The organism is Bacteroidota bacterium, from assembly GCA_038746285.1.
Classification (GTDB): Bacteria; Bacteroidota; Rhodothermia; order Rhodothermales; family JANQRZ01; genus JANQRZ01.
In genome coordinates this window covers 36,128-61,952 of the sequence record JBCDKT010000022.1, presented here as the reverse complement: position 1 = coordinate 61,952, position 25,825 = coordinate 36,128, and the positions used below count along the sequence as shown (strand labels likewise).

General features: G+C 68.2%; 24 protein-coding genes and 1 CRISPR repeat array. Of the genes, 11 read left to right on the top strand and 13 right to left on the bottom strand.

The genetic code is table 11. The features are described 5' to 3' along the window. Window positions 1-42: 42 nt before the first annotated feature. Window positions 43-586: direct repeats of the CRISPR family, unit length 37 nt; unit sequence GTTTCAATCCTCAGCCGACCTGGGGGCCGGCTGCTAC. A 159-nt stretch (window positions 587-745) separates the two neighbouring features. From cas2 to cas4, 3 genes are read right to left on the bottom strand one after another with little or no spacing between them, the layout of a single operon-like run. Next, the gene (gene cas2, locus AAGI91_09105) at window positions 746-1,045 is read right to left on the bottom strand and encodes a CRISPR-associated endonuclease Cas2 (GenBank protein MEM1042774.1); all 300 of its coding nucleotides are present in this window, start codon (window positions 1,043-1,045) and stop codon (window positions 746-748) included. An 11-nt stretch (window positions 1,046-1,056) separates the two neighbouring features. Continuing rightward, window positions 1,057-2,094, bottom strand: a complete 1,038-nt coding sequence (gene cas1c / locus AAGI91_09100; GenBank protein ID MEM1042773.1) for a type I-C CRISPR-associated endonuclease Cas1c — start codon at window positions 2,092-2,094, stop codon at window positions 1,057-1,059. After that, the gene (gene cas4, locus AAGI91_09095) at window positions 2,091-2,759 is read right to left on the bottom strand and encodes a CRISPR-associated protein Cas4 (GenBank protein ID MEM1042772.1); all 669 of its coding nucleotides are present in this window, start codon (window positions 2,757-2,759) and stop codon (window positions 2,091-2,093) included. Before cas4 ends, cas1c begins: the two co-directional genes overlap by 4 nt. 24 nt (window positions 2,760-2,783) lie before the next feature. Between cas4 and AAGI91_09090 the strand changes: the two genes are divergently transcribed. Continuing rightward, entirely contained in the window at window positions 2,784-3,119 is a 336-nt protein-coding gene (locus AAGI91_09090) for a hypothetical protein (GenBank protein MEM1042771.1), read from the top strand. Beyond that, window positions 3,116-3,559, top strand: a complete 444-nt coding sequence (locus tag AAGI91_09085) for a PIN domain-containing protein (protein MEM1042770.1) — start codon at window positions 3,116-3,118, stop codon at window positions 3,557-3,559. The genes AAGI91_09090 and AAGI91_09085 overlap by 4 nt, the downstream gene beginning before the upstream one ends. A gap of 12 nt (window positions 3,560-3,571) precedes the next feature. On the opposite strand, the gene cas7c is transcribed toward AAGI91_09085, so the two are convergent. The 4 genes from cas7c to cas3 form a co-directional block, all read right to left on the bottom strand. Beyond that, window positions 3,572-4,450 (bottom strand): type I-C CRISPR-associated protein Cas7/Csd2, encoded by an 879-nt coding sequence (gene cas7c / locus AAGI91_09080; protein ID MEM1042769.1) that lies wholly within the window; start codon window positions 4,448-4,450, stop codon window positions 3,572-3,574. Next, entirely contained in the window at window positions 4,443-6,329 is a 1,887-nt protein-coding gene (gene cas8c, locus AAGI91_09075; GenBank protein ID MEM1042768.1) for a type I-C CRISPR-associated protein Cas8c/Csd1, read from the bottom strand. Before cas8c ends, cas7c begins: the two co-directional genes overlap by 8 nt. Beyond that, a complete protein-coding gene (gene cas5c / locus AAGI91_09070; GenBank protein MEM1042767.1) occupies window positions 6,319-7,017 on the bottom strand; it encodes a type I-C CRISPR-associated protein Cas5c in 699 nt (232 codons plus the stop codon). Before cas5c ends, cas8c begins: the two co-directional genes overlap by 11 nt. 62 nt (window positions 7,018-7,079) lie before the next feature. Then, on the bottom strand, window positions 7,080-9,455 hold the full coding sequence (gene cas3 / locus AAGI91_09065; GenBank protein MEM1042766.1) for a CRISPR-associated helicase Cas3': 2,376 nt from the start codon (window positions 9,453-9,455) through the stop codon (window positions 7,080-7,082). Window positions 9,456-9,626: 171 nt separating this feature from the next. Between cas3 and AAGI91_09060 the strand changes: the two genes are divergently transcribed. Beyond that, on the top strand, window positions 9,627-9,845 hold the full coding sequence (locus AAGI91_09060) for a hypothetical protein (protein ID MEM1042765.1): 219 nt from the start codon (window positions 9,627-9,629) through the stop codon (window positions 9,843-9,845). Between the two features lie 141 nt (window positions 9,846-9,986). Here AAGI91_09060 and AAGI91_09055 read toward each other — a convergent pair whose 3' ends face one another. After that, window positions 9,987-11,042 (bottom strand): NAD-dependent epimerase/dehydratase family protein, encoded by a 1,056-nt coding sequence (locus AAGI91_09055; GenBank protein ID MEM1042764.1) that lies wholly within the window; start codon window positions 11,040-11,042, stop codon window positions 9,987-9,989. A gap of 82 nt (window positions 11,043-11,124) precedes the next feature. Further along, entirely contained in the window at window positions 11,125-12,846 is a 1,722-nt protein-coding gene (locus AAGI91_09050; GenBank protein MEM1042763.1) for a bifunctional sulfate adenylyltransferase/adenylylsulfate kinase, read from the bottom strand. A gap of 303 nt (window positions 12,847-13,149) precedes the next feature. Here AAGI91_09050 and AAGI91_09045 point away from each other — a divergent pair, with 303 nt between their 5' ends. The 8 genes from AAGI91_09045 to AAGI91_09010 all read left to right on the top strand — a co-directional run bounded on the left by AAGI91_09045 (window position 13,150) and on the right by AAGI91_09010 (window position 22,508). Next, the gene (locus tag AAGI91_09045) at window positions 13,150-13,647 is read left to right on the top strand and encodes a DM13 domain-containing protein (GenBank protein ID MEM1042762.1); all 498 of its coding nucleotides are present in this window, start codon (window positions 13,150-13,152) and stop codon (window positions 13,645-13,647) included. Between the two features lie 376 nt (window positions 13,648-14,023). Further along, window positions 14,024-14,617, top strand: a complete 594-nt coding sequence (locus tag AAGI91_09040) for a sigma-70 family RNA polymerase sigma factor (GenBank protein ID MEM1042761.1) — start codon at window positions 14,024-14,026, stop codon at window positions 14,615-14,617. A 397-nt stretch (window positions 14,618-15,014) separates the two neighbouring features. Further along, window positions 15,015-15,977, top strand: a complete 963-nt coding sequence (locus AAGI91_09035) for a FecR domain-containing protein (protein MEM1042760.1) — start codon at window positions 15,015-15,017, stop codon at window positions 15,975-15,977. Window positions 15,978-16,057: 80 nt separating this feature from the next. Beyond that, window positions 16,058-18,385, top strand: a complete 2,328-nt coding sequence (locus tag AAGI91_09030; protein MEM1042759.1) for a carboxypeptidase-like regulatory domain-containing protein — start codon at window positions 16,058-16,060, stop codon at window positions 18,383-18,385. Window positions 18,386-18,510: 125 nt separating this feature from the next. After that, on the top strand, window positions 18,511-19,812 hold the full coding sequence (locus AAGI91_09025; protein ID MEM1042758.1) for a hypothetical protein: 1,302 nt from the start codon (window positions 18,511-18,513) through the stop codon (window positions 19,810-19,812). Window positions 19,813-19,994: 182 nt separating this feature from the next. Further along, on the top strand, window positions 19,995-20,351 hold the full coding sequence (locus AAGI91_09020; GenBank protein ID MEM1042757.1) for a hypothetical protein: 357 nt from the start codon (window positions 19,995-19,997) through the stop codon (window positions 20,349-20,351). Window positions 20,352-20,389: 38 nt separating this feature from the next. Beyond that, the gene (locus AAGI91_09015) at window positions 20,390-22,063 is read left to right on the top strand and encodes a PepSY-associated TM helix domain-containing protein (protein ID MEM1042756.1); all 1,674 of its coding nucleotides are present in this window, start codon (window positions 20,390-20,392) and stop codon (window positions 22,061-22,063) included. Further along, a complete protein-coding gene (locus AAGI91_09010; protein MEM1042755.1) occupies window positions 22,056-22,508 on the top strand; it encodes a DUF3325 domain-containing protein in 453 nt (150 codons plus the stop codon). The genes AAGI91_09015 and AAGI91_09010 overlap by 8 nt, the downstream gene beginning before the upstream one ends. Here AAGI91_09010 and AAGI91_09005 read toward each other — a convergent pair. The 4 genes from AAGI91_09005 to cobT are packed head-to-tail and all read right to left on the bottom strand — an operon-like array spanning window position 22,480 to window position 25,821. Continuing rightward, window positions 22,480-23,379 carry a helical backbone metal receptor gene (locus tag AAGI91_09005; GenBank protein ID MEM1042754.1) on the bottom strand — a complete coding sequence of 300 codons (900 nt, stop codon included), beginning with the start codon at window positions 23,377-23,379 and terminating at the stop codon, window positions 22,480-22,482. The genes AAGI91_09010 and AAGI91_09005 overlap by 29 nt on opposite strands. Then, window positions 23,376-23,948, bottom strand: a complete 573-nt coding sequence (locus AAGI91_09000) for a histidine phosphatase family protein (GenBank protein MEM1042753.1) — start codon at window positions 23,946-23,948, stop codon at window positions 23,376-23,378. Before AAGI91_09000 ends, AAGI91_09005 begins: the two co-directional genes overlap by 4 nt. Continuing rightward, window positions 23,945-24,793, bottom strand: a complete 849-nt coding sequence (gene cobS, locus AAGI91_08995) for an adenosylcobinamide-GDP ribazoletransferase (GenBank protein MEM1042752.1) — start codon at window positions 24,791-24,793, stop codon at window positions 23,945-23,947. The genes AAGI91_09000 and cobS overlap by 4 nt, the downstream gene beginning before the upstream one ends. Then, the gene (gene cobT, locus AAGI91_08990; protein ID MEM1042751.1) at window positions 24,790-25,821 is read right to left on the bottom strand and encodes a nicotinate-nucleotide--dimethylbenzimidazole phosphoribosyltransferase; all 1,032 of its coding nucleotides are present in this window, start codon (window positions 25,819-25,821) and stop codon (window positions 24,790-24,792) included. Before cobT ends, cobS begins: the two co-directional genes overlap by 4 nt. Window positions 25,822-25,825: the final 4 nt, after the last annotated feature.

The window sequence follows — 25,825 nt, the reverse complement described above, 5'->3', positions numbered from 1 at the left end:
TGCTACCCTTCGTGTCTGGCATGATGATTCTCGGTTGGTGAGGTTTCAATCCTCAGCCGACCTGGGGGCCGGCTGCTACGATTCGCTCGGACAACGGGACGCCGTTTGCCACACAGTTTCAATCCTCAGCCGACCTGGGGGCCGGCTGCTACGCAGGAGGAGGCGCTGAGGGCGCACGCGCTGAGTGCGTTTCAATCCTCAGCCGACCTGGGGGCCGGCTGCTACCCCGGAGACGGAGATGCTACACGACGTGACAGGCTCGTTTCAATCCTCAGCCGACCTGGGGGCCGGCTGCTACACGACCTGCTGCGGATCAAGGCGCAACTCGACGACGCGTTTCAATCCTCAGCCGACCTGGGGGCCGGCTGCTACTGGCGTTCTACCGGGACCGGCTGACGGAGTGCTCCGTGTATCAATCCTCAGCCGACCTGGGGGCCGGCTGCTACGGTCTACGAAAACGCCCTCGTCGCCACGAATCCGTTTCAATCCTCAGCCGACCTGGGGGCCGGCTGCTACCACGTCGGGGTGATGCACCTTTGCCTTCTCGCGGTTTCAATCCTCAGCCGACCTGGGGGCCGGCTGCTACCGCGGCAAAATACGGGCTATCACCCTTTTCGCAACCCCACGCCTCTCGTCTCGCCGGGGTATGCCGGAAGATGGTCTATCCTAACACGTCAAAGAACACCCTGCGCACGCGAACCCCTTAGGGCCTCCGTGCCCACTTCAGGTTCGCGCACGCCCCCGCTCACAGGATCAGCGGATCGTCGAAGTCCCGGTACGGGTCCACGCCGTGGGAGCGGCGCGAGCGGTCCAGCCCGCCATGAAGGGTGTAGAGATGCAGGCTGTCCTTCTGCAGGTTCATCTCGTCGAGGAGCCGGGCTTCCATCTCCTCCAGTTGCGCCCGCGTCACGCTGCACGCGAACACCGAGTACTGCACGCGCTGCCCGAAGCTCTCACATACCTTCGCCACGCGGCGGAGCCGCCGCGCCCCAGCCTTCGTCGAGGTGTCCACGTCGTACGTGACGAGCAGGTCGATTCGTTTCACGAGGCTGAGAGTCAGCGGGCGCGGAAGGGCGGGTAGGCGTCGAGGTCGCCGCGAAGGTGGCGGGCGAGGAGACGCGCCTGTACGAACGGGAGCAGCCCGACGGGCACAGCCTCCTTGAAGAGCCGGTGGCGGACGGTCTCCTGCTTGCGCTTCTGGTATGCAGTCAGCACCTCCTTGCGCCCGGTCTCGCTGAGGTAGACCGCTCCGCCGGGCCGGGCCTCGAAGTGCTGAAGCCCAAGTTGCTTCCGGTTGATGAGCGTCAGCACGAGCCGGTCGGCCCACCACGCGCGAAACTCCTCCATCAGGTCGAGCGCGAGGGCCGGACGACCCGGGCGGAGGACGTGGAGGTACCCCACCTGCGGGTCCAGCCCGACGCTTTCGAGCGCCGCCGCGCAGTCGCCCCGGACGAGCGTGTAGACGAACGAGAGTGCCGCGTTGACCGGATCGCGCGGGGGCCGCCGGTTGCGCCCGTCGAAGCGAAAGTCGATGGGTCCGATGAGGTGATGGAACACGGCGAAGTAGACGGCCGCTGCCTGTCCCTCCTCACCCCGGACGGTCTCGACGGAGTCTGCGCCCCGCAGCCGGTAAATCGCCTCGTCGTGCGCCCCGACAGCGGCTTCGAGCGTAGCGGCATCGCCGGTGTCTTCGCGGAGTGCCCGCTTGAGCACGGTCCGCGCCCCCCGCACCTTGCCGAGTACGAACTGCCGCGCGAGTTCCAGCGTGATCGCGGGGTCCGAGAGCGCGAGGTGCTGGGCGCGGCGCAGCAGCACGTTCCCCGACACCGGCCCCGCGAGCCGGCCCTGAAACCGCCCGCTCCGCGAGCACCACACCACCTCGCGCCCGTCGCGGGCGCACTGTCCGAGGAGGTACGGGCTCAGCAGCACATTCCCAAAGACGACGACTCCGCCGAGGTGGTGCAGCGGGATGCGGAGTTTGAGTTCCTTCTCCCCGTCCTCGTCCGGCGCTTCGATGCGGAGCGTCTCGTGGTCGAGCCGGAGGTAGGCCCCCTGCGTCTGCACGAACAGCGTGTTGAGGAGCTGCGTTGTCATGGCGTTTCGTCGTTCGGTTCGCCGTCGCCGAGGCGCTCGACGACGTAGGGCATGCAGGTCTCGATGAGCGAGCAGCGCGGGCAGCGTGCGTCGGCCACGGGCGGGGGTAGCCGCCGCACCCGCAGCAGCCCCCGCGTCTTCCGGATGACCTCCTGCGTCTCCACCCGGAGCGCGCTCGAGAACGCGACCTCGTGGCGGCGGCGGCTCTTGCGGTAGTAGAGCGCTCCGGCGGGCACATCACGCTCGAACATTTCCTCCAGGCAGAGCGCCTGCGCGCAGAGCTGCACCTCGTCGGCCCGCCGGGCGAGCCCGCCCTTCTTCCGGCTCCCGACCTTGTGCTCGACCGGGAACGGCGTCCCGTCGGCCTCGAACTCGACGGCGTCGGCGCGGCCCGCGAGACCGAGCGCGTCGGAGAAGAGCGGGAGCGCGTGCTCTGTGCGGAGGCCGTCGCGGGTCATGCCCTTCGGCGTGTCCACCCGCCCGTGCGCCCGCCGCCCGCGGAGCGTGTAGATGTTCTCGTCCCACACCTGCTCGACGTGGATCAGCGCGCACTGCCGGGGGCAGTAGGCGTAGTGCTGGAGCGCCGAGATCGGGACGACCTCGGCGTCACGCCAGCCGCCGGGCGAGCCACTGCTCTGGATCCGATGGGCTGAGAAATCGTTCACCGGCCAGACCCTCTGCACCGACCTATGAACAAGGCCCTCCGCAAGCGCGTCCGCGTCCAGCCCGGCGGCCGCATCGAGCTCCAGGACGACGCCCTCCCCGCCGGCACCGACGCCGAGGTCATCATCCTGCTCCCCGAGCCGTCCGGCGACGGCGCACCGCCGGACGAGACTGCGACCCCATCCTCGCTCGACGACCTCCCGACCGCCGCCGAACTGGAACCGCTTCCCCCGCTTCCGCTCGACCAAGCCTTCGGGATCGCGCCGAGCGGCCGGACCGCCGACGAGATCGACCGGGACCTCCGCGCACTCCGGGACGAATGGGACGAGCCGTTCGCACGCCGAGAGCAGGGGCCGTCGTGACCCTCCTCGACCGGATCGCTGGCCGACGCGTCTACTTCGACTCGAACGTGTTCATCTATGTCGTCGAGGGGTCGGCGGTGTACGAGTCGGCCCTGAGGCCCGTCGTGAGGGCCGTCGCCAGTGGTGCTCTGACTGCGCTCACAAGCGAACTCACGCTGTCGGAGGTTCTCGTTCACCCCCTCCGGGACCGAGATGCCGAACGCGAGCGGAGCTTTCTGCGCGTCGTCCGTGCGCACGGTGGCCTCGCAGTCGAACCCGTGTCTCGCAGTGTGCTCATCGAAGCGGCCCGACTCCGCGCCGCCACGACGGCCCTCAAGCTGCCCGACGCAATCCACGCCGCTACGGCTCGCTTGCATGGCTGCGCTGTTCTGCTCACCAACGACGCGCGCGTCCGCGCCGTGCCGAACCTGGAAGTCCTGCAACTCAGCGAAGTCGTGTGAGACCGCCACGGCTCAGCCCCAGGCTACGTCCGTGAGCCTCGTCAGCGCGATGGTGTCCGGCAGGCCGCCCTCGTCCACGATGAGCCGGTCGCGGTAGTGGTCGAAGGAGCGCGGCACATCGCCGTTCGCCTCCTCGAACCGGATGCGCTCGAAAAGGCGATGGGCCGGTGCGTTGCCACGAGGACTGTCGTGCGTGAAGATATACGCCTCGCGGAGGACCATCTGCCCACGCGCCGCCGAGCGGTCGTACTCGAACATGCGGGCGAACGCCTCCCAGAAGAGCGCGAGGTCTTCCTGCGAGACACCGACTCGCTCACCGAGGTGCGGGCTGTAGAACCCGTGCCCTCGGTAGAGCGCGTAAGGGACGATGGCCTTCCGCCCGATCTCAGTCTTCCCCGTTTCTGCCCGCTTCTCCGTTGTCCGCGCCTGCCGCGTGATCGTGACCGAGAGAGGCAGGATCGGGTCCACCGAGCGCGAGAATGTGAGTTGCACCGGCCCGCGCACTTGCCCGGCGTTGTAGTCGCCGGTCGAGAGAACGGCTCCGAAGAGACGCACGTCGAGGTAGGCCGCGGCGACGTGTCCCTGAAGCTCGGGGACCACGACCTTGTTGTTCTTTGGCTTCGGGATGTCGTTCGCCTCGGCGGCCTCTTTGATCCGCGTATTGAGGGTCTTCTCGCTCTGAATGAAGATGTCGGCCCCGGCCATCTCGTGGGCGTAGTCGCGGATTTTGCGCTTGATGCAAACGTCGGTGACGAGGCCCTGCCGGGTCTCGGGGTCGAAGCGTGGCGTGTTGTCGCCGTCAGGGTCGCCGTTGGGGTTGCCGTCGGTGACGTCGAAGAGGAAGACGAAGTCGTGACGCTTCTCGGGGTCGGTGATGATGTGCTCAGTCATGGTCGGAAGGGGTCTCGGGGGTGGATGATGAGAAGAAGTCGGCGCGCTGCCGGTAGAAGCCGAGTGCGAACTGTGCTTGGCCGTGTAGGTCTAGAATGTGGGGGAAGCCACCGGACTTGTCGATCTCCGCCATCAGCCCGCGCAGCTCGCGCTCCCCACGATCCGGTGTCCACCGATAGTCTTTCTCATTCGGCTTGCTCGACCTTTGGGGACCTTCCGGGAGCTTAGGGAGATGCGCGACAGTCGCACGCTGAACAAGCGGCGTCAGGTAAGGCTCGGGGGCTGTGGATGCCGCTGCGAACACACGCTGAGTGACCGTCCGGTTGAGCGATGCTGAGGGGGTGCCTTCTTCGCCCTCCTTAGTTTTGACAACGTTGTCGGTCGTGAGAGCATCTTGCTGGATGCGACCGAGGACCGCGAGGAGCTTTCCGCAGAGGTACGCTTTTTCTCGTTCAGCAGAATCAGTCATGGCAGTACCGGGTTGGTGAGAGAGGGTGAGCTTGAGGAGGGCGGCGAGCGCGTGCTCCTGCCACCACGGCGCGTCGCCCTTGACGAAGAGGACGCGGAGCCGGGCGAGGCACGGCTGGAGGATGGTCTGCGGGAGTGGCGCATCCGCGAAGGCAGTGCGGAGGAGGTCACGCCCGAGATTCGGACTCCCGCCATCGAGCGCCTTCAGCGTCTGCTGGATCGAAACAGGATGCGGCTCGCCTCCACCCGGTCGGACGATGCTGGTCGCTTCGAGGAATGCGTCCAGCCTCTTCTTGACGTCCGCGAGGTCGAGCGCCAGCCACTCGCGCACGACGACGCGGTAGGCGTTCTTCGAGAGGATGGCGAGGTAAAACCCGACCTCATCCAGCCGCAAGCTCTCGCGCTTGGGTGCCCACGGAAGCTTCAGGAGGTTGTGGATCTGTTTGAGATCGCGCTCCGGCGCCTCGTCCTCGAAGCCGCGCCCAACCACATCACCGAGAGATGAGAGGAAGTCATCCGATTCGAAGACACCCTTGCCCGAAACCTCTACCGGGTCGTCCTCCCCTAGCCAGAATACAGCGGTGAGCGTGCGGAGGTCGCTCTCCTTGTCGTAGACGAGCGTCCGTTTGTGCCGCTCCGAGCGGGCGAGATACCCAAGCGCGCGGTTCGCCACGTCAGCCGCGTCGTAACTCACGCCGATGGACGCTTTCTTCGCCGCCCCTCCGCCTCCGACGTAGGAGACGTAAGCATCCTCGTTGAGTCCGAGCAGCGACGCCTTGCCCCGGAAGTAACCTTTGCCGGGAATGCGGTCCACGAGCGGCCGGTGCTCGCCCGTGATCGAACACGTCCCCTCGAACCCCTTCTTCTTGACCTCGGCGTCGAGCCACCCTGCCCACCACCGGCGAACGGCCTCATGCTCGAAGAGGTGCTCTCCTTTGAGCGGCCCGTCCATCATCTGGACTGATACCCAGTGGTCGGCCGCGACCTGCTCTAGCTGTGGGTCTTCGGTGAGGACGCCTTGGTCGAGCGCGTCACCGAGAAGGTGAATCGCGGCGACGAGATCGGAGTCCTCAATCGCCTCAGCTACCTCGTCGAGTCGGTGGCGGAACGCCTCGTGCTTCTTGGCAGCTTGGCGGTCCTGCTTCCCATCGTCCTTTTCATCGCGGCCCAGCACATAAGCGGCCGTGTCAACGAGAGGGTAGGCGAGAACGCCGCTCGTCCGGCCACTGTCGGGCCGAGGGCGCGCGCCGCCTCTCTCGCTCAGTTCGGCTTGAGGCGGGTAGCCAGGGTGCTTGGGCGGGCGGAGCGAGATCGTCCACCAGATCGGAGCAGCGTAGTCGGCGAAGCCGGGCGGTGGGAGTTCGCCTTTCTCGCGCAGGCGGAGGCCGAGGTCGTAGAGTTCAGTCAGCATGGCCTTCGAGGTGGTCTATCTCGTTGTAGAGGTGCTGGAACGGCTCCAGGTCGAGGACGCCGTACTCGACGCGGGCGTCGAAGAAGAGCGGGCGAGCCTGGCCCTTCACGACCCGCTTCTCCTTCCCGTTCTGCCGACGGAACGAAAGCCCGCCCTTTGCCTTGCCCGGCACGAAGGCGAGGTCGAACAGCATTGTCCCCACTTCGAGGTTGACGTTCTCGTTCGGGCCGTCTTTCTCGCCGGGAGGCGCGAAGTGAGCCGAGCACTCGCGCGTGCCGAGGTAGGGCCGGTGGAAGCACGAGCCGCGCTGGACGTGTCGCTCGGCTTGCTCGACGTACTTGGCGACGGGATCGGTGGCGTGGGGCCGGAGCCGGAGGTCGGCGTGGATCACGTAGCGCACGTCGCGGAGCATGAGCGCCGTCCGCTGCGTCCGCGCCCGCTCCACGACGACGGGCGAGGCCCCCTGCCGGTCCTTGATTTCATTGCGGAGCACGCTCACCGTCGACCCAGCCTTCGCTACGTCGATCCGGCGGATGCGATAGCGGAACTCTGGCTTCCAGAAAATGGCTTCCAGAACGCCGCGCGCCGCGCTCGGGGTGATGACGGGATAGCTCACGCGCTCGACGCGGAGGTCCGGTCGGGAGAAGAGGGCGAGGTCGCCCCAGACGCTGACAGAGAGATCAGGCATAGTGTGATGGACAGTCATGCAACAAGTAACGGCGAAGGTCTGCCGCCTGCCTGTCATCATGTTCAGAAGATGAGAGGTTCGTAGGCGAGGTCAGCTGGATCGTCGAGCGTGAGGGGCAGCCCAAGTAAATTGTCGTAAGAGCCGCGCCAGACGTGGAGTAACTCGTCGAGGGTTTCGAGGTGAGGGCTTGCCTCGAATTCCCGGAGTTGGTGGCGGTACACGCTGACCGTGAACGGCCCGAGCCGTCGCCACGCGTAGCGGTCGGGGCTCTCGGTCCACCGTGCGAGCCGCGTCAGAGCGGCGTCGGAGAGCGCGTCGTCCTCAGTCCAGTCGCGGCACACAAACACGGGTACCGTGTCCTGCGGGATGAGCCGGTACTGCTCCTGCGTGGTCTCGAAGTCGAGCGCTCCCCGAGCAGGCTGCACCCCGTACTTGTCGAGCTCGCCGCCCGCGCCGGTCTCGCTGAACAGCAGGCCGAAATACTCGTCGAGCGCCTCGTTCGAGAGTGGCTCTTCGCGGTGACGGAGCGCATCACGGGCGAGGCCGGTCCCACTCCGGTACGGGTTGTCTCGGGGGAACCCTCCGCCCTCTGGCTCGAAGACAACGAGCCGCCCGCCCCGGTGCCCGAGGTCGTTCTCGCGGTTGCACCGTCCCGCTGCCTGCACGATCCGGTCGAGCGGCCCGAGCGCACGGTAGACGACGGGGAAGTCTATGTCCACACCCGCCTCGACGACTTGCGTCGAGATGAGCCGGACCGGCAGCCCGGCTTCGAGCCGCTGCCGAACCCGGCGGAGCACCTGCCGTCGGTGCGCGCCGCACAGCAGCGTCGAAAGGTGCAACAGCCCCTCGGCCTTCCGCAAGCGCAGTTCCTCGGCGAGTGCGACCGCATCGCGCCGGGCGTTCAGGATGATGAGCACTTGGTCCAACCCACGCTCCTCCACGATCTCATCTGCAATCTGCGCGAGTGGGACCGGCCCGAGGCGAGGTTCCACACGAACGCGCTCCAGCGCTTCGAAGTGATCGGGGTGCTGCGGAACGATCTCTGTGATCGGGACACCCTGGATCGGCGGCAGCGCATCGGACTGCTCGAAGCCGGGCTGGGTCGCCGTGCAAAGGACAACACTTGCGCCGTAGTCGTCTACGAGGGCGCGGAGCACGTCGAGCGTGGGGAGGAGAACATAGAGCGGAAGTGCTTGCGCCTCGTCGAGCACGATCACACTCCGGGCGAGCCGGTGAAGCTTGCGGGCGCGACCGGGATACCGAGTGAAGAGGCTCTCGAAGAGCTGCACCGTCGTCGTGAGCACGAGTGGAGCATCCCAGTTCTCCGTCGCTAGCCGGTGGAGCGTGGTCTTCTCGTCCTGCCGCTCGCGCTCCTGTTCCGGCGGCTCGGGTGTCTGGCTATGGTGGACGAGCACGTTCCGCACCTCGAGGATGTCCGCGTAGACCGCCGCCGTCTGGTCGATGATGCTCGTGTAGGGAATGGCAACGATGACACGGTCGAGATGGTTAGCGCGAGCATGCTCTAGTGCGAATGCGAGACCGCTCCGGGTCTTCCCGCCACCTGTTGGAACGGTCAGCCGAAAGAAGCCCGGTGAACTCGTCGCTTCGGCGAGGCAGGCATCGTAGACCTCGCGCCGAATCCGGTTAACCTCCGAGTTGGGATCGTCGAGTCCGCCCATAAAATCCCGCTGTGCTCGCTCCAGTCGTTCGGCGAGAACGTTGAGCGATTCGAAGCCTTCGCGTCGCGCCGCTTTCTTCTCGTTGAAGTGGCGCTCCGTGTCGAGGTAGTCGGCGTCGGCGAGGGCCGAGAGTACCATGCGAGTGCGAAGCTCTCGGCGGTGCGGATCCTCCGGCACGGCGAATCGCTGCATGGCACCGGCCTCCAGGTGCCGAGCCAGTTCGTGATAAGGCGACAGATCAGCCTCATCGGCGGCCTCCATCAACTGCGGCTCCAACGACCCCGGCGACTTCAGCCCGGCGTGATGGGCGGCGATGGGAAGCGCGAGGTCTTTCCAGGCATCCCCCAGGCTCTTCCTACAAAGTCGGGCGAGGATCGCCCCCCAAATTGCGTGAGAGCCGGGCGATGAAGGCGACTTCCGGCCCTCCCGCTTTGCACGGTCGCACGCGAGGAGGTACTCCTGAAACTCCGGCCATGCCTTCCCGAGATCGTGCCACAGACCAGCCCACCGGGCGAGCGCGGCAGCGGACTTTGCATGTTCGCCCTTCCCGAAGCGTGCGGCGAAATCTGCTGCTTCGTCCGCCACATCACTGAGGTGAGCGTCCAGCGGATGCCACTCGTCGCGATCATTGGGTGTGTGGGCGTGCAGGGAAACAGACACGACAAGCGGGTTGGATGATTCAGAACCGTAGACACGAGCAGACTGAAAACGTAACCTCCAAACTGGCGGCGACCCCCGAAGGAGCCGCCGCCAATTCATCTCAGCATGGTCTGGACCTACGTTTCAATCCTCACCGGACAAGGCACTTGCGCGCTGGGTTGTGAGCGGAGTACCTTACTGATGTTGTTCGTAGGACCAGAACATAATGCAAACTGTTGTTGTAGCGCAAGCCCCCGTCTTCTCGAAAAAGAGTGTCCGACAGGCCGTCGCATGAGTAACGACGAAACGCCTATCACGCGCCAGTCCGGAGAAGACTCCGCCATAGAGTTCTGCTTCGGCTTGCTGAGGACCAAAGTGCCGACCAATGAGCACTGGGCGATCAAAGTGCTCGCCCTGTTGCTCATGTTTCTACTCGCAGCGGGGATGATAGCCGCCGCTACGCTCGGCGGCGCAGGTATACTCTCCGAACTTCTGGTTTTGATCGCCTAACCGGTCGCATGAGCCTCGCATCGTTCTCGTCCAGCCTCGAGCCCCCACACCGCCAGCCGCTGAGCAAGCGCCGCTGATTTAGACACGCGGGGGCGACCGATGACGGCCGCCCCCGCGGAGTTGCTTCGATGATGGTGAGGCTTAGGAGACGGCCAGTCCGACCTCGGCCTCTTCGCGGGCGAGCTTCTGCTTGACCTGGGACTCGATCCACTGGTAGGTCCGGTCGAGGCCGTCTTCGAGCGCGATCTGCGGCTCCCAGCCGAGGACCTCCTTCAGCTTGTCGTTGTTGGAGTTGCGGCCGCGGACGCCCATCGGCCCGTCGATATGGACCTGCTCGACCTCGACGCTGGCCGCGTCGGCGGCGATCTGCGCGAGGTGGTTGATCGTCACCATCCGGTCGCGGCCGAGGTTGAGCGGCTCGGTGCAGTCGCTCATCATGAGGCGGTAGACGCCCTCGACGCAGTCGTCGACGTGCATGAACGAGCGGGTCTGCTCGCCGTCGCCCCAGATCTCGATCTGCGGCGCGCCGCCGGGGGCGCCCTCCTTGCCGCCGAGGAGCTTGGCGTAGGCTGTCTTGCGGCACATCGCCGCCGGGGCCTTCTCGCGCCCGCCCTGCCAGGTCCCGAGCTCGCCGTAGACGTTGTGGAAGCGCACCGTCCGCGTCTCAATGCCGTACTGCTTGTTGTAGTGGTAGGCGAGCTGCTCGGTGATGAGCTTCTCCCAGCCGTAGGCGTCCTGCGGCTGCGCCGGGTAGGCGTCCTCCTCCTTGAGCGGCTTCACCTCGGCCTCGGTCTGGAGGTACTCCGGGTAGATGCACGCGCTCGACGTGTAGAGGTAGTGCGTGACGCCGTTCAGGCGCGCGGCCTCCATCGTGTGCGTGTTGATCAGGATGTTGTTGTGGAGGATCTCGGCGTGGTACTTCGAGATGAACCCCATCCCGCCCATGTCGGCCGCGAGCGCGTAGACGTGGTCGATGCCGCGCGTAGCCTGGAGACAGTTGGCCCGGTCGCGGAGGTCGAGCAGCTCGAACTCGTCGGCACGCGTCGCCTCGAACTCCGGCTCCTTGATGTCCACGCCGCGGACCCAGTAGCCCTTGTCCTTGAGGTAGTTCACGAGGTGGTGGCCGATGAAGCCGCCGGCCCCAGTGACGAGGACCTTCGTGTTCGCGTGGCTCGTGCCGTTGGTTGCGTTGTTCATGCTGTTGGCTGGGTATAGTAGCGTGGACGGAACATAAAAACGGCCCGCCGCCCCGGCGAGGGACAGCGGGCCGCCAGACGTCTTAGTTCAGCGAGAGGTAGCCCATCTCGTTGAGGTCGGCCACGATCTTCTCGACGGCCTCCTCGACGGACATCTCCTGCGTCGGGATGTCGATCTCGGCGTCGGTCGGGGCCTCGTAGGGGTCCGAGATGCCGGTGAACTCCTTGATGATGCCGGCGCGGGCCTTGGCGTAGAGCCCCTTCACGTCGCGCTCCTCGCAGACTTCGAGCGGGGTCGAGACGAAGACCTCGACGTAGCCGCCGCCGGCCTCGATGGCCTCGCGGTTGGCGCGGCGGTCGGCCTCGTAGGGCGCGATCGGGGCGCAGACGGCGATGCCGCCGTGCTTCGTGATCTCGCTCGCCACGTAGCCGATGCGCTGGACGTTCGTCGAGCGGTCCTCGCGCGAGAAGCCGAGACCCTTCGAGAGGTTGGTCCGCACCACGTCGCCGTCGAGCAGCGTCACGTTGCGGCCGGACTCCATCAGGCGGTCGACGAGCGCGTTGGCGACGGTGCTCTTGCCCGAGCCGGAGAGGCCGGTGAAGAAGACCGTGAAGCCCTGCTCGCTCTTCGGCGGGTGGCTGATCTTGAGCTCGCGAACGACCTCGGGGTAGGTGAACCAGCTCGGGATCTCCTCGCCGTTGGCGAGCATCTCGCGCTGCTGCGTGCCGGAGATATTCTCGAACGTCTTGCCCTGCTCGTTCGCCTCGTCGATGGGCATGTAGGCGTCGTCCTCGGGGACGTAGACCATCAGCCGGAACGGCACCATCTCGACGCCGATCTCGTCCTGGTACTGCTGGAACAGCTCCTGCGCGTCGTAGGGGCCGTAGATCGGCTGGCCGTCGGAGCCGTTGCCCGGGCCGGCGTGGTCGCGCCCGACGACGAGGTGGGTGCAGCCGTAGTTCTTGCGGATGAGGCCGTGCCAGACGGCCTCGCGCGGGCCGGCCATGCGCATCGCGAGCGGGAGGAGGCTGAGCATCGCCTGGCCCTCGTCGTACTGCTTCAGGATGGCCTGGTAGCAGCGGACGCGGGTGTAGTGGTCCACGTCGCCCGGCTTAGTCATCCCGACGACCGGGTGGATGAGGAGCGTCCCGCCGATCTCCTCGGCCGCGCGGCTCGTGAGCTCGTAGTGCGCCCGGTGCATCGGGTTGCGCGTCTGGAAGGCCACGACCTTGTTCGAGTCGAGGCTCTCGATCTTGTCCCGGAGCTCGGCCGGGGTGTGGCGGAGGTCCTTGTAGTCGTAGTGCATCGGGAGCTGCACGCCTTCGAGCGGGCCGCCGAGGTACACGTCGCCCGCCTGCTCCATGAGGTAGGCCACGGCCGGGTGCTTTTTGTCGGTCGTGCCGAAGACCTCGGTCGCCTCGCGCTCCTTGTCCGGCGTCCAGCGGCTCTCGACGGTCATGATCGCGAGGAGGAGGCCGGTGTTATCGCGGAGCGCGACGCGGTCACCTTCCTTCAGGTCGCCGGCCGTCTCGCCGCTCACGTCGAGCGTGATCGGCATCGGCCAGAGCGTGCCGTCGGCGAGGCGCATGTTCTCGACAACGCCGTTGTAGTCGGCCTCGTTCAGGAAGCCTTTGAGCGGGGAGAAGCCGCCGTTGAGGATCAGTTCGATGTCGCAGGCCTGGCGCGGGGTCAGCGCGATCGAGGGAAGCTCGTGCGCCGCTTCGAGGGCGGCCTCCGGGTCGGCACCGGCCACGAGGTCGCAGAGGGTGCCGCCGTGCGGCGCGATGAGGGAGGTCTCTGTCATTACAGGAAAGGGGGTTGCGGGGAAAAGGGGAGTGCGGAAAATGACCTAAAAGGTCGTCGGGTTCAAGCCGGACGGCATTCTCCTTACAAACTGCTCACGCGCATCATGCGCTTTCCACACAGCATATCGTCCGCGCGCTGCCCGCCGTTTAACCGGCGGATTGTTTCTTCACGGCTGAGCCTGCCGCACAGCGGCCGACGCGGGCGGCGAGGGGGCTGCGGGACGTGAGCCGGCGCACCGACGGTCATGCGCCGGCACAGCCACCGGGACCGTAGATTGGGGCTCACCTACCCCCTAATCCCCATGCGCTTTTTCCTTCTCCTCACGCTCCTGACCCTGGCCGCCTGCGGCACCGACACGGCCCCCGCCAGCGACCCGCCGATCTCCTCCTCGTCCGAGGCCGCAGAAGCCGACGGCTCCGCCGAAGAAATGGAAGAGAACATGTCGACCGAGGTCATGGCCGAACCAGCCATGGCAGACCCCGAGGTGCTCGGCGAAGGCACGTTCGCGGGTGCGAGCGGCCACGACGTAGAGGGCCGCGCGCTCCTCTACCGGCTCGACGACGGCTCGCACGTCGTCCGCCTCGAAGGGCTCGACTCGGACAACGGTCCAGACCTGCGCGTCTGGCTCGTGACGGACCTCGACGACAAGACCAACGGCCCCATTGACCTCGGCACGCTCAAGAGCACCCGGGGCGACCAGAACTACACCGTCCCCGCCGACGCCGACGTGTCGAACGCGGCCGGGGTCTCCGTCTGGTGCCGCGCGTTCTCGGTCGAGTTCGGCACAGCCACGCTGTAACCGTTTTCCGAAGGCCCTCGCCTCCGCCTGCGGTTCGCCGAAACGAGCGCCGCAGGCGGAGGCGTTTGCGTTTGCCAGGCCCGCTGACCGGAAAGCGGCGGTTCTGAGAAGCTGTTCGGATTTATGATCGCGGGCTACGAGCGGCTGCGGAACCGACCGGCCGCGTCGCGCTGCATCGCCGAACCTCGCGGTTCGTCTGCTTCACGCTTCTTGCCGGATCGGCTCCTCGCTCGCTCTCGCCTCCTAACGCTGAAAACCCGAACAGCTTCCGACTTTTCTAGGCCGATCCGGCAAAAAAAGTGTACGGGGTGTAAACCAAACAGGCAGGCGCTCGTTATTTAGATCCAGTCTAGGCACATCCAAGCACCTCGCAGTCGTGGCCAGTCTCCCTCCTGGCGTCTGCACCGCTCCGTCCACCGGCAGCCGACCGCCCGCGGACCCTACCGACGCCTCCCTCCTCGACCGGATCGCCGGCGGCGACGAGACCGCCTTCCGGGACCTCTTCCACCGCTACCACAGCGCGCTCCGCGCCTTCGCGGCTTCCATTGCCGGGGAGGCCGACGCCGACGAGGCCGTCCAAGACGTCTTCGTCGGGCTCTGGCACCGCCGCGGTGCCCTCTCGGCCGACCCGTCGCTGCGCGCCTACCTCTTCCGGGCCGCCCGGAGCCGCGCGCTCAACGTGCGGCGGGGCCGCCGGCGCTGGGCGCTCCGGTTCTCGGGCCTCGACGCAGCTGAGACCGTCGCCGCCCCGCCGTCCGGTGGCGGGGAGGTTTCGCAGGCCGTCGCCGAGGCCGTGGCGCGGCTTCCAGAGCGGCAGCGCATGGCCTTCCAGCTTCGGCACAGCCACGGGCTCTCGTACGCCGAGATCGCCTCGGCGATGGCGGTGACGCCGAAGACGGTCGAGAACCACCTTGCCCGTGCGCTGCGGACCCTCCGGTACGCGCTCTCCCCGGAGCTGGCCCACCCGTAGAGGACGTGTGGCCGGCGGACCTCGGATCGCCTCAGGAATGGCCTGGTCAGGACAGGCTCCCCGGGCAAGGCGCTGCAGCCTGTCGCTGTCGGTGCGTCGGACGCAGCCCGCCGGGAGGGCAGCGGCAGCGTGCCGGCGAAATTTGTTTAGCCAAGAAAAGGTGAAGGGCTGGGGGTTGGCGCGGGGGTGCGGTGCTCTGCGCGTGAGGACCTAGCGGCACGCGCCGCTCAGCCACGCTCACTTCAGACGCGACGCCCCCCCTCACGCGCGCCGGCCGATGCTCCCCAGGCTAGCGCACCTCTCTCACCCTTCTTCGTGATCGCGGCACGCAGACTACCGCCGCATCCACCCCACCTCGCTTCGGGACTCCCGTCCCGGCACCTCTTCCGCGCGCGGCATGAGCCATGACGACTGGATACGCATCCTGCGCTACCTCGACGGCGGTGCCACGCCGGCCGAGCGCGCCGAGACGGAGCGCTGGCTCGACGCCGACCCCGCGCGGCGCGACTCGTTCGAGGCCGCCCGGGCTGTCCACGAGGCCGCGAGCGGAGCGGAGCCTCCGGCCGCGCCCGCAGGGTCGGGTCCGGCCAACTGGGCCGCCGTCCGGCGCGAGATGCGGCGGCCCGCCCCCGGCACCCGCCGCTCCTCCGACCGCGAGGCGGCCCGCCCCGTCCGCCGCCGGTGGGCCGTCCCGACGGGTATCGCTGCCGCAGCCGTCCTCGCCGCCGGCCTCTGGGCGGCCGTGCTTACGCCCGAGGGCGATCCCGACGGCCGGAAGGTCTGGACCACCGGCCCCGGTGAGTCCCGCGAAGTCGTACTAGCCGACGGCTCGCGCGTCGTGCTTTCCCAGGAGTCGATGTTCATCCAGTTCCATCCAGCGCACCGTCGGTTTGCGCTGGAGGGAGCAGCTCTGTTCGAGGTCGTCCCCGACCCGGACCGTCCGTTCTCGGTCTCGACGGCGCAAGGCGGTGTGCAGGCCCTCTCGACGACGTTTGCCGTCCGCGCGCGCGCGGGAGAAGAGACGATGTTCGTCTCCGTCGAGGAGGGGCGCGTCGGCCTCACAGCCACCATCGAGCTCTATCCGAGCGTCGGCGACATACCCGCCAAGCTGACACTCGGCGCTGGCGAGTCGGCCCAGGCCGGTGCCTGGACGTGGCCCGTCCAGGTCGAGGCTACGCTCGAAGACATCCTCGCCACGTCCACGAAAGGCCAGGCATCTGAAGAAGACCAGACGTCCGCGGAAGGCCTGACACGTCCGCCGCTCTCGCCTCAGCCTGAGAGTCTGTCCAGATCGGCTGGGACCCCCACCCACCTCCCCCCTGCTATTCCGGTGCGAACTCGCACCTCTCGGCTGCTCTAGCTGGAGCAGCCCAACCCTCTCCCGTCCTCTCTCCCGCTATGCGAGCTCTCGCTCTGCTTCCCCTGTTGCTCGCTGCAGCCATGTCGTTTGCCCCAGCCGCATTCGCGCAGACGGGCACCGTCGCCGGACGCGTCACCGACGCCGAGACCGGCGCTCCGCTCCCCGGTGCCGCCGTCCTCGTTGCTGGCACCGAGCGCGGCGACGCCACCGACGCTGACGGCGAGTTCACTATCCGCGCCGTGCCGGTGGGCGAGCAAACCATCGAGGTCAGTCTCCTCGGCTACGAGACGGCCCGCGAGGCGGTCACCGTCGGCCGCGGCGAGACGGCCCGCGTCGAGGTCGCGCTCTCGGAGTCGTCGATCGGGCTGGACCGGGTGGTGGTGGAGGCCGAGAGCGAGGCCGAGCGGATCGAGGCGACGGCGCAGGCCGTAGCGGTCCTGGACCTCCGCGAAGCCCGTGTGCAGGCAGCGGACCTGGGCTTGGTGCTTGCCCAGACGCAGGGCGTGGCGGTGCAGCGCAGTGGCGGACTCGGCTCCGGCGCGCGGTTCTCGCTCAACGGCCTCACCGATGACCAGATCCGGTTCTTCCTCGACGGCCTGCCGCTGGAGTTGGCAGGGTATCCGTTTGGGATCGCCAACGTGCCGGTGAGCCTCATCGGGCGCGTCGAGGTCTACAAGGGCGTGGTCCCGATCCACTTTGGGGCGGATGCGCTCGGTGGGGCAGTCAACCTCGTCACGAAGGACCTGGTGGACGTCGTGCAGGGCTCGGCGTCGTACCAGACGGGGTCGTTCGGGACGCACCGGACGACGGGGGACCTCGGCTTCCGGAGCGCCGAGAGTGGCCTGTTCGTGCGCGGCGGCGGGTTCTACGACTTCGCGCGCAACGACTACGAGGTGACCGTCCAGGTCGCCGACGAGCTAGGGCGCCCGTCTCAGGTGACCGTGCCTCGCTTCAATGACCGCTACCGGGCAGGCGGTGCCAACCTGACCCTGGGCGTGGCCGACCGCCCGTGGGCCGACGAACTCAGCGTTCGGGGCTACGTCACGGACTTCGCCAACCAAATCCAGAACAACGCCCTGATGACGGGCCTGCCGTATGGCGAGGCGGAGTCTTTGGGGACGGCTGTGGGCGCGAACGTGACGTACCGCGCGAAGGTGGCCGATCGGGGTTTCGTCGATGCGGTTGGCGGGTACACGAGCACAGCGCGGCGTCTTTCCGACGTGTCGAATTGCCGATACAACTGGTTCGGCGAGTGCTTCACGGAGGTGGGACGCCCCGGCGAGGTCATTCGCAATCGGGGGACCGACCGGACGATCTGGGACGATGACGCCTTAGCTCGGCTCAGCGTGGCCTGGCTGCTTGGCGACCGCCATCGGGTGGAAGCGACGACTGCGCCCACGTTCAACTGGAGGACGGGCCGGGACGCGCTGATCACCCAGGGCACGGACCTCCTGTCGGGCGACGCGCGGCTGACGACCTGGGTGAGCGGGCTCCAGTACCAGTACAGTGTGCCTTCGGGGCGCTTCGAGAGCCGGCTCTTCGTCAAGGACTATCGCCAACTCGCCACGTCCACCCTTCCTGACCGGCAAGGCTTTTCTCAGGTTCGGTACCGCACGACCAACAGCCTCGCCGGCATTGGGAACGTGACCCGGATGGCATGGACGGACCGGCTGTCCACCAAGGCTTCCTACGAGTGGGCAACGCGGCTTCCCCGACGGGATGAGTTCTTCGGCAACGGCCTGAACGTGAGCGCGAATCCGGAGCTGCTGCCCGAGCGGAGCCACAATGCCAACGTCGAAGTGAAGTTCTCGAGCGCACGCGGGGCCCGGACGCCGTGGGCCCTCGAAGCGAACGGCTTTCTGCGCGCGACGGAGAACCTCATCGTGCTCGTGCCCGAGAACGAGTTCTTCGAAGCGTTCACCAACGTGTTCAACGCGACCTCCGTCGGCATCGAAGCGCGGGGCCGGACGTCGCTGCTCGACACCCGGCTTGCCCTCGACGTGAACACGACCTACCAGTCGTTTCGCAACACGTCGCGCGAAGGGCTGCTCGCTTCGTTCCGAGGGGATCGGATTCCGAACCGCCCCTACTACTTCGCCAACGCGGCGGCGCGCTACCGAGCAGACTCGCCCGTGCGGCGTGGCGATGAGGTCGCCGTCTTCGCTAGCACGCGCTACGTCCACCGCTTCTTCCGGTCCTGGGAGAGCGCGGGGCGGCGGGACACAAAGCGCGAGATCCCGTCCCAGACCACCATCGCTGCGGGCATCACCTACGAGTCCGGGGTCGCGCAGACGCGCTGGGCGCTCACCGGCGAGGTCCAAAATCTGACCAACGCCACGGTCTTCGACTTCTTCGGGGTGCAGCGCCCCGGCCGCGCCTTCTACCTCAAACTCACCACGCAACTCTAGCGCACTGCTGTGCACGCGCTGTCACCGACGTGCGGCCTGTGCCCTGCGTCTATCACCCGCCTGAACCGGCACCTGACTGGTTCACGTGCATCACTGGGGAGCTTTCCCCACATAACCACAAGCCCATGACCACGAAGATTTCTGCCCGTACTGGTGCCACACGCACCTGGGGCAACCGCTTTGCCGCAGCACTCGTCGCCCTGCTGGCGCTCACCGTCGTCGCGTGCGACTCGACGGATTCCGACCCCAATCCCGACCCTGGTCCTGGTGAATTTGCACAGGGCGTGCTGTTCGCCTTCTCTGCGGAAGGCCCCGACGAGGAGACGCTGTTCATCGGGGTTTACGAAGACGTCCCGACGTCCGTCGACCTCTCGGAGATGGTTGAGGTGGGGGGCGAAGACGCCTCCGTGTTCACCATCGGGGACGACATTTTCGTCTCGGACGGTGAGGGGATCTACACGAAGTACGTCGTGGACCGGACGGACCTGAGCATCTCCATCGAAGGCCAGCTCAACCTGACGGGCCTCGGGATCACGGGTGAACTCGGCAACCCCGTCGCGTTCTCCGACACGGAGGCCTACCTGGTGGCCTACAATGCCGGCAGCGCTGGCAAGGTGGTCGAGTTCAACCCGCAAGACCTCACCCAGGGGGCCACTGAGGTCATCGACTTTGAGCCATTGTCGACGGATGGCTGGGCCTCAGACAACGCCTTCGTTGGCGCGTTTCGGTACGTCAAGGGCGATGGCACCATCATGGCACCCATCGTCAACGTGGACCTGACCGACTTCACGCACCCCTTCGAGTCCCAGGTATTCGTCTTTGACACGCGAACGAACACGGTCCGGTACGAGACCGACGCCCGGGCGACAGGCAACAGCGACCGGTTCCGGGACATAGGGGACGGGTCGTACCTCACGTTCCCGGCGTGGTACGTCAGCGTGTATCCGTACTTCGCCGACCTGCCCGACTCGTCTGGCGACCCGCTGACGCTGCTCCGCGTCCGCCCTGATGGCACGCACGATCCCACCTTCTCCCTCGACCTCAGCGAGGCCATTGACGGCGTGCTGTTCATAAACCAGGTCCCGTTCGTCGTCGATGGCGAGGTCGTCGTGACGCACTACCCGGCCGACACGCCGATCCCGGAAGAGTGGCCGGAGCTCTTCGACTTCAACACGGTCAACACGGTCGTGAACCTGGAGACGGGGGCGACCCGTCCGTTCAACGCCCTCCAGGAGTACAGCCGGTTCAACCCGTACGGCACAGTCAACGGCGTCCGGTACATCTCTGGCATTCCACTCGATCTGGAAAACGGTCCCCGGGACGTGCTCGTCCAGAACTCCATCGAGAGCTACACCGTCGTGCTCTCGACCCGGGACGGGTCCCCCGAGTCCATCGAGCAACTCTGGGGCCCTGGGATGGACAGCTAGGCCGCGGTAGCAGCAGACACAGCGTGCCTGCTTGCTAGCCGTGTCCGGCTGGGGCCTCGATGGGCTACGCTCCGTCGGGGCCCCACCTCTATCTGGAACTTGCGCGCCCGTCCGGCACTCAAGGGCACCCAAGCTCGCCGATCCGGGGCCTCTCCTGCCGTCCCCACGTTTGCACCTGCCCCATGAGCTACGCCTCTCCCTCTGCGACGCCTGAGCGCAAGACCAATGCGCTGCGTGCGGCTGCTGGTCACCCGGCTTCGCAGGTTGTACAGCGCGTGCTCCTCGCCGTCGTCGGAGGCTACCTCCTCGTCGAGTCGGGGACGGCGCTGCTGGCGTGGGTGCTCGCCACGCTCGGCATGGCGCGCAGCGAGGCCGTCGTCTCGGGGATGCTCCTCGCCATCGTCCTGTACCTCCTTATCCTCATCTGGGCCTTCGCCGAGCGGAAACTCGTCCGGCTGTGGCTCGTGCTCGGCGGCGGCACGCTCGTCGCCGTCGGCCTAGCGCAGGCCGTCGAGGCCATGGCCAGCGCGGGTGGCTAGACCTACCCTCACCCCACTGACCTGACACCACCAGCGCGATGAAAGAGACGTTTCGGCTCTCGATGCTGTGGCTCCACACCTGGGCGGGCGTGGTGCTGGGCGGCCTCCTCTTCGCCATCTTCTGGATGGGGTCGCTGAGCGTCTTCAACCGGGAGATCGACCGGTGGATGATGCCCGAGACGCGCATCGCGGCACCCCCGGCCGACTTAGACCTCGATGCCTTCGCCGCCCAGGCCGGCGAGACGCATCCGGAGGCGACCGAGTGGTTCCTCGTCATGCCACGCGAGCGCATCCCCTTCGCTCACCTCTACGTGCGCGATACCACAGGCGCCTTCAGCGACCGGTCTCGCCTCGACCTCACCACAGGCGAGGCGATCCCCGAGCCCGAGACGCTGGCCGGGACCGGGTTCATCTTCCCGTTCCACTACTCGCTCCACCTCGGATGGAAGCGGCTGGGGTACTGGATCGTCGGCCTAGCCGGGATGGCGATGATGGTGCTGCTCATCTCCGGCGTCGTGGTCCACATCCGGCTCTTCAAGGACTTCTTTACGCTCCGGCCCGAGAAGAAGCTGGCCCGCAGCACGCTCGACCTCCACAACCTCTCGGGCGTGCTCGCGCTCCCGTTCCACTTCCTGATCGCGCTCTCGGGCGTCGCCATCTTCGTCAACGTCTACTTCCCGCAGGCGGCCGACCTCGCCTACGCCGACGAGGAGGAGCCGCGCACGGAGTTCTTCAACGAGGCCTACGACCACTACGAGCGCGAGCCGGCCGGCGTCCCGGCCACGGAAACAGCCTCGCTCGAAACGATGTGGGCGACCGTCGAGGCCGAGTGGGGCGTCCCGCCCTACCTCGTCCGGTCGTTCCACCCCGGCGACGCCAACGGCTTCGTCTCGATGCGGCGCGGCTACCAGGACCACGTCCACTACGACCGCAACGTGATCTACTTCGACGCGGTGACCGGGGAGGAGCTGCACCGCTTCGTGACCGAGCCGGTGATGACGGCGCAGCACTTCCTGACCGGCCTGCACCTGATCCAGTTCGACCACTGGGCGCTGCGCTGGCTCTACTTCCTCGCGGGCCTCTCCGGGTGCGTCTTGATCGGCACCGGCTTCGTCTACTGGTTCGAGAAGCGGCGCTCGAAGCACGACGAACTCAGCCCGACCGGCCTCCGCATCGTCGAGGTGCTAACGGTCGGCAGCGTGACCGGCATCATGGTCGCCACCGTCGCTTTCTTTGTTGTCAACCGCGTGCTCCCGCTCGGGGCCGAGTTTGCTGGGCAGGAGCGGGCAGCGCTCGAGGTGTGGACGTTCTACCTCGTCTGGCTCGTCACGTTCGCCCACGTCGGGCTGCGGCGCTGGCGCGGGGCAGAGATGCGGGTGGCGTGGCGCGAGCAGACGTGGGTGCTGGCCGCGCTGTGCGCGGTAGCCCCGCTGCTGAACGCGGTCACGACGGGCGCGCACCCGGTGCAGACGTTTGCGGACAAGCAGTGGGCGGTCTTCGGGATGGACCTGCTGCTGGTGGCGACGGCGGTGCTGGCGGTCGTGGTCGCCCGGCGGCTCGGTCAGTCGAAGGACGAAGCCGACGTAGTAGCCCAAGCCCGCCCACCGTCGCGCCCACGTCCGGCGGCGGTGCCGAACGCGGGCGACGGAGCCTCGGCCGTCCCTTCGCCTGTCGCCGTTTCCCCGCTCACGAAGGGGCACCCCGATGCCTGACACCCTCCTCACCGACGGTCTTCTGCTCGCAGCCGGCATCGCTGTGGCTTACGTCGGCTTTGCCCTTCTCGCGCTGAGCCTGGACCGGAACTGGAAGAAGGTGACGAAGGCCGTGCCGCCTGCGTCGTGGACGCCGTCGCGGGCGGCGGGCTACGTGCTCCTCGGGCTGGCGGTCGTGCCGCTCTTTCTCCGGGACGAGGTGGTGAGCTTTGCGATTGTGTCGTGGGTGCTGTGGCTGGGCGTGGCGGCGCTGGCTGTGGCGTTCACGCTCACATGGCAGCCGGGGTGGCTGGGCGCGCTCGCCGGTGCGCTGGCGTCCGGCCCGCCCGAGGCGAGTCCACCGGCCAAGAGGCCACCCGGCGCTCCCCGTCCGGGCAAGCCCCCACCTGGGAAGCCCCCGACCGGGAAGCGGCCACCTACCGCCTCAACGCCTGGCCCGAGATAGAAGCCCTGCGGATGCACGCCGCGAGCGCGTCGATGCCGTCGGCGAGGCGGGGGCCTGGCCGCGAGACGAGGTCGGGGGAGACGCCGCAGACGCGGCCTTCGACGCGCGGGCCCCACACCGGCTGCGCGGCCCGGAGGTCGGCCGCCACGTAGTCCTCCTCCAGCACCACGACCACGTCGGGCGACTCGGCCACCACCCACTCGGGCGAGAGCGTCGTGCCTTCGCCGGGGAGGCCGGCCGTGACGGAGCGCCCGCCGGCGAGCGCGACCATCTCGTGGACGTAGCTCGCCCCGCCGAAGACGTAGAGCGGGCCGTCGCTGATGAGCACGAGGGCGGTCGGGGCGTCGGGTCCGGCGAGGGCGTGTCGGCTGAGCCGAGCCTCTAACTCCAGGGCCGCCGCTTCGGCTTCGTCCGCCGTGCCGAGGAGGTCGCCGAGGCGGCGGAGCCCGCGCGAGACGTCGGCGAGGCCACCGAACGAAAGGTAGACCGCCGGTACGCCGAGCGCCGTGAGCGCGTCGCCCTCGCTGACATCGTTGACCTGGTCGGTTCCCACGACGAGGTCGGCACCGAGGGCGAGGAGCCGCTCGCGGTCGAGGGGGTAGGTCGAGATCGCGGGGAGGGCGCGGACGGCCTCGGGGTAATCGTCGTAGAGCGTCCGGGCCGCCAGCCGGTCTAGCCCACCCGCCGCCGCGACCATCTCGGTCACGCTCGGCGCGAGGGTGACGACGCGGCGAGGCTCCGCCGGCACCTGCACGGTCCGGTCGAGGTCATCGGTGAACGCCCGCGTGGCCGTCGGCGCATCGGGCGCATCGGTACGGCACCCGGCGAGGACAGTCAGGGCAGCGACGAGGAGGGCGAGGCGGAAGGTCATAGCGGCCGGTTGAGGACGAGCAGTTCGGGTGGCGCGAGGCGGACGGTCGTGAGCGCCCCGTGCGCGACGGCGAGGCGAAAGGCGTACCCGGCGTCGAGGCCGAGGAGGCGGACGAGCACCGCCCGGATCGGCCCGGCGTGGGCGACAGCGACGGTCTCGCCCTGCGCGTTGAGCGCGTCGAGCCATGCCTCGGCCCGGGCCTCGACATCGGCGAACGACTCGCCGCCGGGTGCGGGCGTCCGGGTCCAGTCGGCCATCCACGCCGCGAGCGCATCGCCGTCGGTACGCTCGATCTCCTCCCACGTCTTGCCGTCCCACCGGCCAAAATCCACCTCGGCGAGCGCCGGCTCCGTCTCGACCGGCAGCCCCCACGCCTCGGCGAGCGCGGCGGCCGTCTGCTGTGCCCGCGCGAGCGGACTCGCCACGAGGCGGGCAGGTGGCGGGTGCGGCCATGCTTCAGCAAGCCGAGTCACGCTCGTGGCGTCCGCGAGCGGAAGGTCGGTCCGCCCAATGGCGCGGCCCTCGGCACCGGCGGCGGGCAGGTGGCGGACGAGGTGGAGCACGCTCACGTCAGTCCCCCCACGAGCGCGGCTATCCGTCCCCAAGCGCCGGACCAGTCGCCGAGGAGGACGAGGTAGACCGCCAGCTCCGAAAGCCCGTTGACGGCCCCGAGCACGTCGCCCGTCATCCCCCCGATCCTCGAACGCGAGTACCACCCGCCGACGAGCGTGACGCAGGCGACCGTCAGGCCGACCGGGACGAGCGCCCACCCGAGCGCGAGCGCCGCCAGCCCGAGCGCGAGCGCGCTCCCGACGACGAGCCGGCCCGGCGTCATGCTCGCCGCGAACGGCTTGCCCGTCCCGGTCTCGCGGACGTATGGGAGCCACAGGATGAGCGGGAGCGCCGTCCACCGGGCGAGGGCGTGCGCCCCGATGAGCGCGCCGAGGATCGCTGGCGGGGCGAGGCTGGCGAGGGCCATCCACCGGGCACCAAGCGTGATCACAAGCGCCACCGTCCCGTACGTCCCGAGCCGGCTGTCGCGCATGATGCGGAGGATCTCGTCCGGCTGCCAGCCGCCGCCGAACCCATCGAACGTGTCGCCGAGGGCGTCTTCGTGGAACGCCCCCGTAAGCCACACCGTCGCCGCGAGCGCTGCCGCCGCTGCAAACGCCGGCGCGAAGGCGAGCGAGGCCAGGCCATACGCCGCCGCCCCGAACCCGCCGACGAGCGCGCCGACGGCGGGAAAGTAGACCGCCGAGCGCGACAGCGTCGGGGCGTCGTGGCCGACCCAGGCCGGGCACGGGAGCCGGGTCAGGAACATCACGGCCGTCAGCGGGACGCGGGCGACGCCCCGCCAGCCGGTTGAGGGCGGTGGGTCGAGAGCGGGCGGGCGGAAGGTCTCGGCGTCGCTCACGAGGCTGTGGGTTCAGAAGCGGGTGCGCCAAGCGCGAGGGCTTCGTCGAGCGTCGCCATCTCGCAGAGGACGGCGCAGGCGGCGCGGAGAATGGGGAGTGCGAGGACGCCGCCGGTTCCCTCGCCGAGGCGCATCCCGAGGTCGAGGACCGGCTCCAGGTCGAGGGCGGCGAGCGCCCGCCGGTGGGCGGCCTCGGCCGAGACGTGGCCCGCGACGAGGTGCCCCGCCACGGCGGGGTCGTGCCGGACCGCGACCGCTGCCGCGGCCGTCGCGACGAACCCGTCCACGACAGCGACGAGGCCGAGCGCAGGAGCTATCGCAAATGCACCCGCCATCGCCGCGATCTCGAGCCCGCCGACGTGCCGGAGCACGCCTTTCGGTCCTGCCTCGTCCGGGACGCGTGCCAGCCCCGCGCAGACGGCCTCTGCCTTCCGGGCGAGCCCCGCGTCGTCTACGCCCGTCCCGCGCCCGATGGCTTCCTCGGGCTTCCAGCCGAAAAGCGCCGCAAGCACGGCCGCCGCCGCCGTCGTGTTACCGATCCCGACTTCGCCCGGCACGAGTGTTCGCGCCCCGGCGTCTGCTGCCCGCCGCGCCGCATCGGCTCCTGACCTCCAGGCCGCCGCACACTCGGCCTCTGTCATCGCCGGCCCCCGCGCCAGATTCTTCGTCCCCCGCGCCCCCTTCGCGTGGACGATGCCCGGCGCGTCCGCGAGGTCTGCGTCGATGCCCACGTCGACGACCTCGACCGAGGCTCCGCAACTCCGGGCAAGGACGGAGACGGCCGCGCCGCCCGCCGCTATCGTCCGCGCCATCGCGGGCGTGACGGCGGCGGGGTAGGCGCTCACCCCGTCGGCGGCGACGCCGTGGTCGGCGGCGAAGACGACCACGCGGGCTGGATCGGGGTCAGGCTGGAGCGTGCCCTGGACGGCGGCCACGCGCGCTGCGAGGGGGTCAAGGCGGCCGAGCGCGCCGGGCGGCTTGGCCTTGGCGTCGAGCGCGGCCTGGATGTCGGTGGCGGAGGGCGTCATGGTT

Coding starts and splice junctions, on each gene's coding strand:
- cas1c (MEM1042773.1), bottom strand. CDS start 2,094: ATGACAACGCAGCTCCTCAACACGCTGTTCGTGCAGACGCAGGGGGCC.
- AAGI91_09090 (MEM1042771.1), top strand. CDS start 2,784: ATGAACAAGGCCCTCCGCAAGCGCGTCCGCGTCCAGCCCGGCGGCCGC.
- cas7c (MEM1042769.1), bottom strand. CDS start 4,450: ATGACTGAGCACATCATCACCGACCCCGAGAAGCGTCACGACTTCGTC.
- cas8c (MEM1042768.1), bottom strand. CDS start 6,329: ATGCTGACTGAACTCTACGACCTCGGCCTCCGCCTGCGCGAGAAAGGC.
- cas5c (MEM1042767.1), bottom strand. CDS start 7,017: ATGCCTGATCTCTCTGTCAGCGTCTGGGGCGACCTCGCCCTCTTCTCC.
- cas3 (MEM1042766.1), bottom strand. CDS start 9,455: ATGAATTGGCGGCGGCTCCTTCGGGGGTCGCCGCCAGTTTGGAGGTTA.
- AAGI91_09060 (MEM1042765.1), top strand. CDS start 9,627: ATGAGTAACGACGAAACGCCTATCACGCGCCAGTCCGGAGAAGACTCC.
- AAGI91_09055 (MEM1042764.1), bottom strand. CDS start 11,042: ATGAACAACGCAACCAACGGCACGAGCCACGCGAACACGAAGGTCCTC.
- AAGI91_09050 (MEM1042763.1), bottom strand. CDS start 12,846: ATGACAGAGACCTCCCTCATCGCGCCGCACGGCGGCACCCTCTGCGAC.
- AAGI91_09045 (MEM1042762.1), top strand. CDS start 13,150: ATGCGCTTTTTCCTTCTCCTCACGCTCCTGACCCTGGCCGCCTGCGGC.
- AAGI91_09035 (MEM1042760.1), top strand. CDS start 15,015: ATGAGCCATGACGACTGGATACGCATCCTGCGCTACCTCGACGGCGGT.
- AAGI91_09030 (MEM1042759.1), top strand. CDS start 16,058: ATGTCGTTTGCCCCAGCCGCATTCGCGCAGACGGGCACCGTCGCCGGA.
- AAGI91_09025 (MEM1042758.1), top strand. CDS start 18,511: ATGACCACGAAGATTTCTGCCCGTACTGGTGCCACACGCACCTGGGGC.
- AAGI91_09020 (MEM1042757.1), top strand. CDS start 19,995: ATGAGCTACGCCTCTCCCTCTGCGACGCCTGAGCGCAAGACCAATGCG.
- AAGI91_09015 (MEM1042756.1), top strand. CDS start 20,390: ATGAAAGAGACGTTTCGGCTCTCGATGCTGTGGCTCCACACCTGGGCG.
- AAGI91_09010 (MEM1042755.1), top strand. CDS start 22,056: ATGCCTGACACCCTCCTCACCGACGGTCTTCTGCTCGCAGCCGGCATC.
- AAGI91_09005 (MEM1042754.1), bottom strand. CDS start 23,379: ATGACCTTCCGCCTCGCCCTCCTCGTCGCTGCCCTGACTGTCCTCGCC.
- cobT (MEM1042751.1), bottom strand. CDS start 25,821: ATGACGCCCTCCGCCACCGACATCCAGGCCGCGCTCGACGCCAAGGCC.